General features: G+C 51.4%; 16 protein-coding genes. 1 reads left to right on the top strand and 15 read right to left on the bottom strand.

Going from position 1 to position 13,991, the window contains the following annotated elements; all coding sequences use genetic code 11:
• Positions 1-168: 168 nt before the first annotated feature.
• Both N6G83_RS47540 and N6G83_RS47535 read right to left on the bottom strand, forming a co-directional pair.
• Entirely contained in the window at positions 169-558 is a 390-nt protein-coding gene (locus tag N6G83_RS47540; RefSeq protein WP_024484143.1) for an SHOCT domain-containing protein, read from the bottom strand.
• A 475-nt stretch (positions 559-1,033) separates the two neighbouring features.
• Positions 1,034-1,285, bottom strand: coding sequence for a DinI-like family protein (locus N6G83_RS47535; protein WP_074031654.1), 252 nt, complete (start codon positions 1,283-1,285; stop codon positions 1,034-1,036).
• 432 nt (positions 1,286-1,717) lie between these two features.
• Between N6G83_RS47535 and N6G83_RS47530 the strand changes: the two genes are divergently transcribed.
• Positions 1,718-2,293, top strand: a complete 576-nt coding sequence (locus tag N6G83_RS47530) for a tyrosine-type DNA invertase (protein ID WP_074031653.1) — start codon at positions 1,718-1,720, stop codon at positions 2,291-2,293.
• 113 nt (positions 2,294-2,406) lie between these two features.
• On the opposite strand, the gene N6G83_RS47525 is transcribed toward N6G83_RS47530, so the two are convergent.
• From N6G83_RS47525 to N6G83_RS47465, 13 genes are all read right to left on the bottom strand, one after another.
• Entirely contained in the window at positions 2,407-3,021 is a 615-nt protein-coding gene (locus tag N6G83_RS47525) for a helix-turn-helix domain-containing protein (RefSeq protein WP_074031651.1), read from the bottom strand.
• Positions 3,021-3,683, bottom strand: a complete 663-nt coding sequence (locus tag N6G83_RS47520) for a response regulator transcription factor (RefSeq protein WP_211136821.1) — start codon at positions 3,681-3,683, stop codon at positions 3,021-3,023. The genes N6G83_RS47525 and N6G83_RS47520 overlap by 1 nt, the downstream gene beginning before the upstream one ends.
• 66 nt (positions 3,684-3,749) lie before the next feature.
• On the bottom strand, positions 3,750-4,667 hold the full coding sequence (locus N6G83_RS47515) for a fimbrial protein (RefSeq protein WP_199063387.1): 918 nt from the start codon (positions 4,665-4,667) through the stop codon (positions 3,750-3,752).
• 13 nt (positions 4,668-4,680) lie between these two features.
• Positions 4,681-5,187, bottom strand: coding sequence for a fimbrial protein (locus tag N6G83_RS47510; RefSeq protein ID WP_370592682.1), 507 nt, complete (start codon positions 5,185-5,187; stop codon positions 4,681-4,683).
• Positions 5,188-5,202: 15 nt separating this feature from the next.
• Positions 5,203-5,730, bottom strand: coding sequence for a fimbrial protein (locus N6G83_RS47505; protein ID WP_065686982.1), 528 nt, complete (start codon positions 5,728-5,730; stop codon positions 5,203-5,205).
• Positions 5,731-5,752: 22 nt separating this feature from the next.
• On the bottom strand, positions 5,753-8,392 hold the full coding sequence (locus tag N6G83_RS47500; RefSeq protein ID WP_081375854.1) for a fimbrial biogenesis usher protein: 2,640 nt from the start codon (positions 8,390-8,392) through the stop codon (positions 5,753-5,755).
• Between the two features lie 82 nt (positions 8,393-8,474).
• Positions 8,475-9,143 carry a fimbria/pilus periplasmic chaperone gene (locus tag N6G83_RS47495; RefSeq protein ID WP_074031645.1) on the bottom strand — a complete coding sequence of 223 codons (669 nt, stop codon included), beginning with the start codon at positions 9,141-9,143 and terminating at the stop codon, positions 8,475-8,477.
• 125 nt (positions 9,144-9,268) lie between these two features.
• Positions 9,269-9,811, bottom strand: coding sequence for a fimbrial protein (locus tag N6G83_RS47490; RefSeq protein ID WP_065686984.1), 543 nt, complete (start codon positions 9,809-9,811; stop codon positions 9,269-9,271).
• Between the two features lie 78 nt (positions 9,812-9,889).
• A complete protein-coding gene (gene fimA, locus N6G83_RS47485; protein WP_024530428.1) occupies positions 9,890-10,438 on the bottom strand; it encodes a type 1 fimbrial major subunit FimA in 549 nt (182 codons plus the stop codon).
• A 404-nt stretch (positions 10,439-10,842) separates the two neighbouring features.
• Positions 10,843-11,514: a tyrosine-type DNA invertase gene (locus N6G83_RS47480; protein ID WP_081375852.1), complete on the bottom strand. Its 672-nt coding sequence runs from the start codon at positions 11,512-11,514 to the stop codon at positions 10,843-10,845.
• A 591-nt stretch (positions 11,515-12,105) separates the two neighbouring features.
• Positions 12,106-12,900 carry a hypothetical protein gene (locus N6G83_RS47475; protein WP_260524217.1) on the bottom strand — a complete coding sequence of 265 codons (795 nt, stop codon included), beginning with the start codon at positions 12,898-12,900 and terminating at the stop codon, positions 12,106-12,108.
• Positions 12,901-12,967: 67 nt separating this feature from the next.
• The gene (locus N6G83_RS47470; RefSeq protein ID WP_211136884.1) at positions 12,968-13,498 is read right to left on the bottom strand and encodes a fimbrial protein; all 531 of its coding nucleotides are present in this window, start codon (positions 13,496-13,498) and stop codon (positions 12,968-12,970) included.
• Positions 13,499-13,507: 9 nt separating this feature from the next.
• The gene (locus N6G83_RS47465) at positions 13,508-13,990 is read right to left on the bottom strand and encodes a fimbrial protein (RefSeq protein ID WP_248006706.1); all 483 of its coding nucleotides are present in this window, start codon (positions 13,988-13,990) and stop codon (positions 13,508-13,510) included.
• Position 13,991 lies beyond the last annotated feature (1 nt).

Here is a 13,991-nt window from a genome sequence, read left to right as displayed (position 1 = left end):
GGTATACCTACTTGGGAAAAAGCATGAGTACTGCACCACCCGCGATATGGCCAATAAACGCCGTGCCGAAGGGGATGATAACGAAGAAGCAGGATCGCAGTTACCTTGATTTTATAAGGGGGCCGGGCCCCCTTTCCTCTCCAATCATGTTTCCTGCCAACTTCAACCTTAAGCCAATGCTTTAGCCTTAAGCTGCTGGTATTCACTTTCGGTGATCACGCCATCATCCAACAGCTTTTTGGCATCCGAAATTTGCTCGGCTGGCGATTTGCCAGCCACCTCACGGATATACTCGTTGGTGGCTGAGACAGATTTTTGCACCTGCGCACGATGCCGCTCGGCCATGCCTTTACCACGGGCAATCAGATAGACCAGAGACGTTAACAACGGGATGAACAGCAGGAACACAATCCATACCGCCTTATAAAAGCCGCTCAGTTGGTGATCGCGGAACAGGTCAGAAACGACCTGGAACAGAATAAACAGGTAGGCAATAAAGAAGAAGAACGAGAAGGTGGTAACCAGAATATCCCACAGGGTGAGTAGGTGATAAGTCATTAGTGCTCCTTATGGTCTAGCAAAACCAGGATAAAACGGCTTTCAATAACAGATTGATGTTTAGCACCATAAGTATATGTCGGACTTTCATTTTTTCCATGTTAGGCGGGAAAAATACGGGAAGAGAGGGTATCTGTATGAGTAAGGCACGGGCCCCTCACCCTAACCCTCTCCCACAGGGAGAGGGGACCGACCGAGTGGGCTGAAAATGCGGTGATGTATCTTGGATGGGAGCGTTCGAGTTTACTGAGATGATTTCTTTACTTCCAAAGAGTAGGGATAACAGCTCCCTCTCCCTATGGATGGGACCGATCGAGTTTGCTGAGATTATCGCTTTTCTTACAAACGAGCAGGGGCTGACAGCCCCCTATCCCTGTGGATGGGACCGATCGAGTTTGCTGAGATTATCGCTTTTCTTACAAACGAGCAGGGGCTGACAGCTCCCTCTCCCTGTGGGAGAGGGTTGGGGTGAGGGCTATGCGTTACGCCAATGGCCATGCAGGATGACATCGTCGACAATTTCCTGCACGGTCAGTTTTGCCTCAACATCGTTAAAAAAATCACTGGTCACGATCTCGGTCTTATCATTCAGCCCAGCGATCACCGTGAGATGGCTGGCTGGATAGACCTCATGGACACGTGTTTGCATTTCGTCCAGCAAGGCCTCACGGGCTTTCTCAGACAAGTTGTCGAACAAATTGTTATCAACTTTTATTTGAATATTCATATTGGTAGCCTCTAGTAATGCGCGTGGGATTATCCCTATCATGATAGGCTCAATGTACAATTTTTGGCTAGTATCGATTCATTACGCCATATATCGAATTTTTATTCTGACAAATGTGGAATTTATTATACTTTACACTATTAAGAAACCTGAAAATCATTATATCACCAAGAAATAGCCAACTTATAGACTGTATTATCAATGCTATTTAAACAGTGCAGATCCCTCCCCGTAAATGCTGGATATTGTCGGTCGTCACCTGTAACATCTCAATAAATACCGAAATAGGAATTCTCCTATGAAATTATCTCTAAATGAATGTCTTGCAAACTTTTATTGCACCTTTGTGATTTAAAAACGATAGGTAAGAATTTTATTCTATCCAATCCTAATTATGGCGTTTTTTTAAGCGAAAAAATATAGGAGTTTTCTTTGGTACAGCGTAAATTTCTCACTCTGACAGAAGTTCGTAACCTGATGAGTGCTGCCAGAAAGACACAAACTGGGGTACGGGACAGCTGCCTGATCCTGCTTGCCTTCCGCCACGGCTTTCGTATCAGCGAGCTGCTGCGCCTGCGCTTTCGCGATCTTGAAATGGTCGAAGGACGGATAAATATACGCCGGCTTAAAAATGGCTTTTCTACCGTTCACCCTCTGATGAATGACGAATGCGAGGCAATTAGGGAATGGAAACAGCTCAGGGCCCAATGGAAACCGGGGGCAGACCCGGACATTATCTTTATTTCTCAGCGAGGAACCCAGTTATCGCGTGGTCAAGCCTGGCGCATTATCCGCCAGGCTGGCGAACTGGCAGGGACGGTCATCAATACGCATCCCCATATGTTACGCCATGCCTGTGGCTATGAACTGGCGGAAAGAGGCGCCGATACCCGCCTGATCCAGGATTATCTGGGGCACCGTAATATTCGCCATACCGTACGCTATACCGCCAGTAATGCGGCACGATTCGCTGGCATATGGGAAGCGGGTAAACGAAAAAACGGCTGAACCCTGCCAGAATAACCTCACTTTTAGTGTATTATGCAGCAAACCATGCTCTACCACCGCCGGAGATCGCTGTAGATCAGCGATCTCCAAATCGGGCAGTAACCGATATTTGACTATTGATTAAAGCAGGCATAGAGCTCGACTTCACTCTCAATGCCAAGCTTGCCCATCATGTTACGTTTATGCGCACTCACGGTCTTGACGCTGCGAGAAATCTTCTTCGCTATCTGCGAAATGCTGAAGCCTTCCTGCAATAAGCTATAAACCTTTATTTCCGAGCGGGAAAAAGGTCTGGTATCGGCGTTGAACAGACTAATCTCCCGCTCTCTGCGCAGAGACGGACTGACAACAATATTGCCAGACAAGACCCGATCGACCTGATTAACTAGCTGACGAATATCCTCAGATAGAGCAATATAGGATGCCCCAGGCAGGTAACCCGGGCAATCCAACACCTGTTTTCCTGGCACATCGGTCATAATCAGTAACGGTTTGTCCTGCCTGACCGATTGAATAAATGACAGCAGCTTCGCCCCCATAGTGATATTTTCATTCAGGCCATAGAGCTCACTGACGATCAGATCAGCATCAGATAAATCATCATTAAACACCAAATCATAGATAGAGTGTGCCGGTAAGATCTCTGCATCAGGCAGTTTGCGCCTGAATAACTGATACAAACCATGCCAGGTCACAATGCAGGGATGCATAATCATTATTTTTTTCATCACACCTCACCACTCAGTCTGTTTATCTTGGTTAAATAAACCAGCCTACCCGCCAGCAGGTAGAGTTCCTCATTGGTTGTCATCTGTAACTTTCTAATGATCGATTTCTTCTGCGTGCTGATGGTACGTACATCTTTGCCCGTCACATTGGCAATAGCCGTAGCACTGCGCCCGCGCAGTAAGGCTAGCGCAATTAATCTTTCCTGTTTACCTAATAAAGCCGCATTTTTGGACGTTTTATCAGTCTGCTCGCTGCCTAAACATTGGGTGATTTGATAAAGGTTAACCGGATCGATCAGTACCGTATCTACGCCAAACGCGTGGAGAAGTTGCACCAGCCAGGCCATATCATGCTGCAACCAGATCACTGAGTTGGTTTTATGATGATAACTGGCAATATCTGACAAAAAGGATAATAACGACAGATAGTCAGTGCCACGAGATAATGAGCTAAACAAGATCACATCAGGTTTAAATTCATAAATTTTCTTTTTGGCATCGGTCAGTTTACTGACCCGGCAAAAACTTAACTCCGTGCTACCCACGTCCCCCAGTAACCGCTGCAGCCCGATCCAATTGATCCTGGATGGCTCAACAACCAGAATTCGCTTGCGGCTTTCCGCTGTCGCATGCTCGACTTGCTGATGATTTGCCTGCTGCATTTTTCCTCCTAAATAACCGTGTTTAGTGCCCTTCCCCCAGGCTTGAGGCCTCGTTCAAACGCACATTCAAGGATACAAAAAGGTCACCCCCACCACGGCCTTGACGTTACCCGCTACTACCTGACCGGTAGTGCGTGCATAGTTGGCGGTCAAACCTAAACTGACTGCAGAACTACCGACGGTACCCAGCGCAACGTTCCTATTGGTGGCAATGACACCATTGCGGTTGGCAACCTGAATGCCAATTCCCTGAGCCACCGGTGCAGAGGCGGTGTTGGCAAAAATCGTGGATGCGGCATCCGTGGTTGGCCCGGTCAGGTAATAGGCCAGGTTTTGGTTCTTAGCGCAACGCACCGTCAACGGTATCGACACCGTTCCCGGATATTCTGGCAGATTCACGGTAACGTCGCGGGAAGATACATCACAGCCACCGGTAGGGATCACCACGCTATTGCTGGCATAGATATTCCAAATATACGAATGCGATTCTCCTACGTTATTGGTTTGATGCATATTTAACACCGCAATCAACGACCCACTGGTTATCGCCACTCCACCTGCGGTGCTGATAGGCGTGAGATAAAGCACGGCGGGCCATGGCGTCATAGTGGTGGTTCTATAGACAACGGACTTGGTTTCAGAGGTTGTCGGGAATGGGTAAGAAGTACCGTCATACACAAAGCTACCGGTGAAACTTGCCAGTACGCCACCATAGGCCGAGCCTCTTTGCAGAGAAACGTAGTCTATTCGAGTATCTGGATAATCATTTCGGCAGGATATCTGACGGGACAAATCAACGATCAGGTTTTGGCCGACCCCGATCTGCGGAGTCAAATCCACAAACACGTTAGCGCTGCCGCCACCGATAGGGATGGTTGCCCCGGCCGCCGTTTGGCAAGCAAATGCATGGGCACTGGATGAGTAGCCAATCAAGAGCGCAGCTGCACCCAGATATTTCAGAAATACGCGGATTAAGTCTTTCATATGTTCTTCATCATCAGGAATAGGTGTAAGTCACGTTGATCAGGGATTGAATCGAACCCTGCGTCACATTGCCGCTGGGCGTAATGGCTCTCACCTGCAAAACCAGGCTGGCGGCCAGCGATGCGTCATTCACCGCCACAACTTTGGTACTGCCGTTAGGCAGATTTACCCCACTGCTATCAGCCAGTTGCAACGCAATATTGCGGGCCGCGCCCTGATTGGCGTAATAACTTCGGCTGCTATCGGCCGTGCCGGAAAAGGTCGCGGTCACCTTTGAGGTCCCTACCGGGCAGTTGGTGAGGTTCAATGTCACCGAATGCCATGGCGAAGTCGCACCTGCCGCCAGCAGGTTGAAGGTATACAAATCACCCAGCTCTACCGTAGTGGACACGGTGGATACCGTGCAGGGTTTTGCCACCACCTTGCCATTGATGGTGATGTTGACATCTGCCGCATGCGCCAGGGGGAGTACCATCATCAGTAACCACCCCGCGATCGGACCCAGCTTGCTCATGTTCATAGCCCTTTTCTCCGGTTACTGAAATTCCAGGGTGAAGTTTGCCGTCGCTCTAACCTGCCCGGCAGTCACCGGGGCACGGGTCGCCATCAGGCGCGCATAAAAATACAGCGTATTAGATTGCCCAGCGGTGATGTTTGACCAGTTCAACCCACTCGAGATCTCATTGAGAGCAATGGCATTGCCGTTGTTATCGAGGATCTGTATACCCATGCCGGCTGCCGCACCGGCCCCACCGTCGATTTTCAGCAAAGTCAGATTGTCGCTGTCTGCCCCACCGGTGAAACCCGTTTTCACCGCAATGGCTGAACCGCCGCATTTATCGAGCACGATGCTGAACGGCACCATCGGCGTTGTCGCCCCTACCCGATGCAGCTGCTTGGCCGCATTACTCATCAGATCCACCACAAAACTTTGCGAACCCGGCGCTATGGAGCAGGCATTGTCCTTAACGTAGCCGTTAATGGCGATGGTACTGTCCGCAGCCTGCGTTACCCTGGCGCTAAACAGCGCCAGCAGACACAGGCTATAAAGTTGTATTCTCATTGCTCGCCTCTCCCGCCCGGCGTCATCGGCATACTGCCGTTAGATAGCTAAGTGCCCGCTGCTGACTTTCCGGCGGCAGTTGGTAACTCGCCACGCACTGCCCGCCTGCACCCTCGCCCCATTTGGCTTTCACCTCGCCACTTGGTGGCAGCCCGGTCAGATATACCTGCCCACCGTCGGCAACAATGCTGCCAGAGCGACCATTATCGAAGGACACCACCGACCCGAATGGCAACGGTTGTCCGTTATAGGTCAGCGTCATCAGTACCTTCAGCCCGATATGAGTTTTAAAATCAGCCAGCACCACCGCGCCGTGATTCGGCACTACGCTGACCACCGCGTCATCCAGCTCGACGTTGTTTGCCAGCGTATTGGGGTTCAGCGCCACGCGGTTTTCACGATAATCCATGGCAAACGGCAGTACGGCATATCCCCGCCAGTCGGTACGTATCCCGCTCTGGTTTTCCACCGATACGTTACCCGCCCCCGGCGCTTTGACCAGGATCAGCGTGTCATTCAGTGGTTGACTCAGGGTGATGCCATTTTCATGGGCCAGCACACCGCCGCTCAGCCCGTAATACAGTTGGCTGGTACCGCTGCTGCGGCTGTAACCCACGTTGGCGTTGCCAGAAGCCCCTCGATAGTTCAGCGATGTGTTACCCGTCCCGCCTGAAGTGCCCGTTCCGCCTCCGGCGTAACCGGCCTGCACGTTGTAACTCAGGTTGTTATCTTCCAGTAACGTGCCATACACCCCAGCCTGATTGGTCATCCTACCGCTCAGATCGTCAGACATGCTGTAGCTGACGCTAGAGCGGCTGAAAGCGGACTGGCTGTCGGAACGCAACCAATGGCTGAACGGGATGCTGATGTTAAAGGCCAGCATATTGTCGCGTCCGTCCTGCCAGGCATTTTTGGTCAGGCTGTAGCTGAGGGTATAAGTGATATCCTCCAACGTACCGCTGTAACCAGCCTGCAGTTGTTCATCCGCCTTACCGACCCCCCAATAAGTCTGATGGCTACCGGTCAGATAAAAGGTGCCATTGTCCCCAACCTGCTGAGTCACCGTCATCTGCAACCGCCCACGTTTGTTGTAGGCCAGATTGTAGTAATCGGTAAGTTTCGGAATGAGCTCGACGATACCTTCATCGGTTGCTGCCTTGTAGCCGCTCATCTGGCGCCAGGTCGTGTCACCCAGCGCGTAATAGCCGCTGGTGGAATAGCGGTAGCCGAGCAGTTGCAGGTTGGTGCCCCATTCGTTCAATGCCTTGTTATAAAGGAAGCGCAGCGACTGCCCCTGATGGGTGCTGTCATCCGGCAAGGTGGCGCTAGCCTGGGTGATGTCAAACGACACGGCGCCGAAAATGCCCAGGTTTTTAGCCACTCCAAGGTTGAACGCACGATAGCGATCGGCAAGCTGGGTGCCACCAGACAGCGTCCAGCCGTCAGCCAGCCCCCACATCAGGGTGCCCTGGCCAAAGGTGGGCTTTTCTTGCTGATCGTTGCCGCTGCGATACTGCCCCACCATCACCGTATATCTCACCTGCCCTTGGCGCAGCAGCCCAGGAACCGACGTATAGGGCACGGTAAAGACCTGAGCCGTGCCGTCGGCTTCCTGAATGCTGACCTGCAAATCACCGCCGCTGCCCGATCCAGACAGATCGTCGATGGTAAATGGGCCTGGCGGCACCGTGGTCTGATACACCTCAAACCCATTCTGCTTGACCGTGACCCTGGCGGTGCCGCGGGCAATTCCGCGGATCACGGGAGCATACCCTCGCTGGCTGTCTGGCAACATATTGTCATCCGTCGCCACCTGTACGCCGCGGAAGTTCACGCCGTCGAAAACGTCCCCTGAGGTATAGCCGTCACCCAACGTCAGGCGACTGCGCAGCAGCGCAATGTCCCGCTGCAAATAGGTATTGACGTGCTGCCAGCGGTTTTGATTAGCGCTCGATCCACCGCCGCTGGTGTAGCTCCAGGTAGTATTATCCCGCAGCCGCCAGGCCCCCAGATTCACGCCGCTTTGTAAGTTAAGGAAGGCGTAATTGCTGTTGCTCGACTGGCTGTTACGGACATTACTGCCGGTGAAGCTGTAATTGAGCAGCCCGGCAGTGATGCCGTTTTGCCACTGGTCAGGCGGGATATAACCACGGGCAGAGTTGCCCATGTAAGCCTGAGGAACACTGATAGACAGGCGCTGCCGCCCAACGTCAAAATCAGTGGAGGCTTCCTTGATCAGCGAGGTTAATGGTACGCAGGCTTCCGATGCCAAGATGGCCATTCCCGGGACCGCCCGGGTATTGACACCCATGGTGGCCAGTTGGCTGCGAGTCAGGCAAGGCACCAAGGCCTTGTTATCGGCATCGGCCCGGAAAGAGACATCCCGGGTCGACATAAACCCGTCATTCATATAAATGTCGACACGGTAGATACCCGGAGGCGCCTCAAGTCCCTTTTCGAACCCAGACAGATCGGCCACCTTCGCCGGATCGTCAGCCAGAAAACGAGGGTTGAAGTAATTTTCCGCTCGAGCCGATGCATCGCCACATAGCGCCCACAGCATCAAGGCCAAAGGCGTTAAAGTCAGCTTTAAGATGGGGGCACCCTGGTGGTTATCGTTTATCACTCTGCGACTTTCCGTGCCGTTTTTCAGGTATAGCATGATCCCTCCGGTTCGATACAGGTCGCCCGGCTGCCTGATTTATCTGGTTATAGCTTGATGAAGTGGATAGCGGCTCCAGGCCTTACTGCATCACACCCTTGAATGCCGGCGTTTGGGCACCGTAATCGTTGATAGTCCGATAGGAAATCGTGCTGCCTGCATCGGCGGGGAGCGCCACATTGGTCGATCCCATAGGCGATACCATGGTGTTTGCCAACTGCCGAGTGCCAGCGTTCAACTCGCTCAGCGTGATGAAATAAGGGGTAGGATTGACGATCGTCAACTCTTTGCCGCTACGTTTAAAGCGCAGCTGCTCCGCTGCCTTGTCTGGCGCAATGCTCAGCCCATTGGGGCGATAAAACAGTTTGATACGGCTGGTAATAGCCAATTGCAGGGTGTTCTCATCCTGGCGTGATTTGTCCAGTGAGGGGATCGCTTTGACGTTAACCCAGAACAGGCTTTCCCGATCCTTCGGCAAGCTTTGATTAGTCGCATCAATAATGCGCAACGTGTTTTCTTTTTTTCCCTGCATCAAATATAACGGTGGCGTAATAATCAGCCGACCATCTTTTTGGCCATCAGCGTTTTCTACCCAGGATTGGATCAGATAGGTACTTTTCTCATCGTTATTGCTGACTCCCAAAGTCACCTGCTTCTGATCGGCAGGATAGATCACCCGGGTCGCGCCCAGGCCGACTCCGGCGTTTGCCATGCCAACATGCCCCGCCGCCAACAACAGCAGCACGGACATCACCTTTCCAACCTTCGAAATTGTTCTCACATTTACCTCGTCCATCAGGATCTGACTTCCATAACACTGCGCGGCCAAGGGCCAAGCATTCGCAGCGCTATTACTTTTCATCTTGCGGCCAAGGCCTACTGATAAGTCAGTGCGAACCAGGCCTGAGCGTTAGCCAAACCATTGTTCACCGGCTGTCCGGTGGCGCGGTATTTCGCTACGAAATGCAGGATCACCGGCCCCTCTTGCAACGGCACCCAGTACCGCGGCGCAGTATTGAGTGGAATAAATCGGCCTCTGTCGTCGAACAACGCCACGGCTACGCCAGAGGCGACACCTGGCCCTTCACCAACAGAAAGCACCTGCGGATTATTGCTGTCTGCCATGCCATGGAACATGACCCCCACGTTACGGCTGACCGCGGTAGTGCAGTTCTGCAGATGTAAATCAAAGGGGACTGGATCGGCCTCATCGCCAGGCATACGAAACCGGTCGGTGGTGATATTCCCCATCGATACCGTCAAGTTGCGATCTCCGGCTTCCACCGAGCAGGTTTCAGCGATCACTTCACCCTGAAAGCGCATCAGGCCACCGAGAGGTTGTTCCTCCCAACGATCGTCAGCAACGACCTTCCCCGCCAACAGCAGGGTTAGCAGGAGTCCCGCTCCCATTCTCCACATCGCACACTCCTTGCCTCCGGTAGCTGAAAATCAGGCCTCCCTGGCCTGTAATCATCATCCTTGATAAGCTAATTCAGCTTACTGATACTGCACCTTGAAGGTCGCATCAGCGTTGGCAATACCGGCAGTGGCTACGCCGGTCGCGATATAACGAGCCTGGAATGGAACAATAACGGTGCCATCAGAGAGCGTAGTAGCCGCACTGAAGGTAGCGCCATCAACCGCTAACGCAGTACCGGTGCGATCAAGGATCTGAACGCCGACGTTAGTTGCATTACCAGCCGCAGAGCCTTGCAGGGCCAGCGCAGTAGGATAGGTGGCGTTAACCGCTGTGCCGCTGAAAGCGACAGCTGCCTGGGTAGCAACGGTAGAATCACAATCATTCAGCTGGATGTTGAACCCGGTAGCGGAGCTAACATCACCAGCGGTAGCCAGTGAAGTCGTTTTAACCTGCCCCAATTGCACTGTCTGGCCAATAGAACCGGCATCCACGGCACAAGCCGCATTAACAACTTCCCCTTTAAAATGGATAGGGCCACCGTTGACGGTAGTAACCGTTGCCGCATTAGCGACGCCAGCCAGAGAAAGAACTGCGGCAATACCAGCAACCAGTGATTTGATTTTCATACTATTTTCCTTTGAACACATAATGTTTCATAACCATGAAAAAGTGTGGAGGTCGATTCCCCTGGCGGGCAACCGCACAGACTTCATTTCTACTCACGGCCGGACCTCCCTATTCCGTTCAGTTTTCGCCAGCAACATGAGACATTTGGGGCTATTTTGTCTCACCCTATAAAAAAGCGGTAAATTAATAAATTACGAATTAATTGACTATTTTTAATATTCAAAACCAGGAAAAAAATATTAAATGCTTTGCAATAAGTTCATTATTGTGACTTTGGTGAGATTTTCGATTAACAGCAGAGAATTTATACCATGACAAAATTGCGGGAGGGGAAGAGGCTGTTCTGATGAGATAAAAAAATAAGCTTACTTATCATTATGATAAAACGTAATTCAGGAATATTCTAACATGAGGTATTGCAAAATCTTACCGAACGTTGAAGAATTAGGAACAGTTTAGCCCCAATTGTTCCATCTTGCGCCTGATTATTTACCAATAAATCCTTTATAACCAATCCGTTACGATCCCACATCCCGACAAAGCGCGCCGCGTTGCTTGCGGTATAGCGGACGGTATGCCTGATGTTACGATGCCCCAGATAATCCTGAATCAAGCGAGTATCCGTGCCCCTTTCCGCCAATTCATAGCCGCAGGCATGGCGCAGCATATGGGGATGCGTATGGGTAGCGGTGCCCGCCAGTTCCCCAGCCTGACGGATAATGCGCCAGGCCTGACCGCGCGATAGCTGGGTGCCACGCTGAGAGATAAAAACAATCTCTGGATCCACGGCAGGCTTCCACTGTGCCCTGACCTGGTTCCACTCCCTAATCGCCTTGCATTCATCACTCATCAGAGGATGAACGGTAGAGAATCCATTCTTAAGCCGGCGTATATTTATCCGTCCTTCAATCATTTCCAGGTCGTGATAACGCAAGTTCAACAACTCGCTGATACGAAACCCGTGGCGGAAGGCAAGCAGGATCAGGCAACTGTCCCGTACCCCGGTCTGTTTATTCCGGGCAGCACTCATCAGGTTGTTAACTTCGGTGAGAGTGAGAAATTTACGTTGTGCCACAAAAAACTCCTATTGCAATTATGCTGGATATTACTCGCTCAAGAATTAATAAAATCTGTCGCTGACAGATTGTTTAAAGCATAGCCTATTGTGATGAAGGATTACCAAATAAAAAATAGCATTAAGCGCCAGACGACTAAAACTGTTAACACGACAAGACCCTAAAAATTTAAAGGTTTATTTTCCACCTCCTACAAATATAAGATTTATCTCACCAAAAGTGCGTTTTGTAAGCAAAGCCAGCGCTGGCCTGCCGCCCACCGCCAAAGTGAGGATTTTTCCTAATCACTATGCTAGACAGTAATTAATCGAATAGTATTTTAAATTTTGTAATAAGATGAAAATGCCGTCACGCTATTTTGCTAATCAATTGTTCATCATGTTATTTTTAACCGTCCAGAATGTCACATAACCTTAGCGGTAATACATTCGCTAATGACGTGCACAGGGTTTATTGATTGAGAAGTTTAGATAAAGGGAATGCAGACAACCGGTAATAAAAAACTGCCCGCTAGGCGATCGTGGAACAGGTCGGAAACGGCTGGGGATGTCAGCCTGCAAAACGCAGGCTGACGTCTTCAGGGGAGAACGTTAAAGAATATCCACATTAATCACTGCCGAGCCGCGGAAATCCCCCCCCGCCAGATTACCGTTAACCTTCAATATCGAAGAGATAGGCACGGCAATCGTTTGGTTGGCCTCGATCTTTTCAAGGCTGCCGACATTGGCTGGCTGGTCACGCACAAGCACATCCGCCGCCAGTGAACCATCCGTACGCAGTTTGATACCGCTAGAGGTGTAGCCGACCAGCGTGACTTTAACCGTAGCACTGGCGGTGCATTTAACGTACAAGTCCGAGGTTTTTTTCAACCCTGGCACGCTATCGGCCTGAATATCCCCATAGCTGATGTCTACCGAAGTGCCTACCAGTGAACAGGCGGGGCCTGGCGGTGGCTGAGGTTTCCAGGCGTCACCGGTTCCACTACCATGTTCGAGAGAAACGTTCATAGACGGACCATCAGCAGGACGTTTGCCTATTTCTTTACCCAGTCCGAAGAAATACTTTTCATCGCCTTGCAATGTATACGTGATAGGGAGTATTGACGCCAAAACCTCACTACAGTTGCCACTTGCCACTCCCCTAGCTGACACAAGAAAGCGTTGGTACATCCCCGAACTGGTACCCAATATAGCGTAAAAGTTAACTGTAGTGCCGGTTCTACACGTAGTGGTGGATCCACCGATCCCATCAGGCTGGGCACTAATGGTTAATTGCTTTGGCCCCGTCCAGCTCACATCGATCCCGAGAGCGTGACCATATACGGGCATTATCAGGCCGATAATCACGGCCGTTTTTTTAAGCTGTGCTGTCCCTATTAACTTCATCTCTGTTCCTTATTGCTCTGCGCTATTGCTGATTAGCCTCTTCACAGAGGCCTAGCGGCGTCAGCCCTTAGTCATAGGTCAATGCAAAGGTCATGCTGGCACTGAAAGGACCACGATTAATGGTTCGGTTGGTAATCGCGTCTGGCTCACCTTGCACATAGGCCATCATGCGCAGATAGTTGTCCCCTGCCGCTAACGGGTAGCGATAGGGGCCTAACTGGTTCAATGGCAAAGGAGCGCCATTTTCTGACTCAATACCAATACCAATGCCCGATGCCTGGCTGGAGGCATCCAGCGCCAGTAATCCCGGCAAGGCGGGATTTTCCACTCCGGTGAACGTGACCTGCACCGATTTGCCTAGCGTCAGATCGCAGTTGCTCAGGTGCAGTTTGAACTTCCAACTGGTGGTTCTTTGATTGTGATACAGCTGTTTGTCGATCACCGTACCAAAATCCAGTTGGACGGTTTCCTCACCCGGCGGGATGATGCAAGGTTCCGCCACCAGCGTGCCATGTAAGCGCATGTTTGCCGCCTGAACGCCCTGGCTCAGTGCAAGCAGAGCGACGGTGGCACAGAGATATCTCAGTATTTGCCGCATATCAGCTCCTTATTGGTAATCCGCAAGCAGCGTTGCCGTAACTTCAAACGTCCCTTCTGTCAGTTCGGTGCCCGGTTTTTTAACCGGCACAGCTTCTAACAACGGTGGATTGAGCGGGTCAACAGCGATAGGCGTACCGAGCTCAAACGGCTCGCCGTTCTGGTAAATTTTGATGCCCAGATTGGCAATATTGGTCTGCAGCGTAGCCGGCTCAAAGGCGGCGACCGGGCCGAGCAGCGTCAGCACCATGCTCCAGGCAGGCCCCGCAGTACAGTCCAGCACGTAATCAACCTGTCGGCGGTGCTTCACCCCATCCACGCTCTTGACGCCGATCCGGTCAAAAGGCACATCAATGTCTTTGTCGTTATTCACCAGACAAGGGGGCGGCTCAATCAACGTACCGCTAAAGCTCATGTTTTCTACCGCTTGCGACGGGCATATGGCCAGCAGAGCAAACGATAGCAATAGTGACATCCCTGCAACCGATCTCATT

Source organism: Serratia sp. PL7 (assembly GCF_945957435.1).
This window is presented reverse-complemented; position numbering and strand designations above follow the sequence as displayed.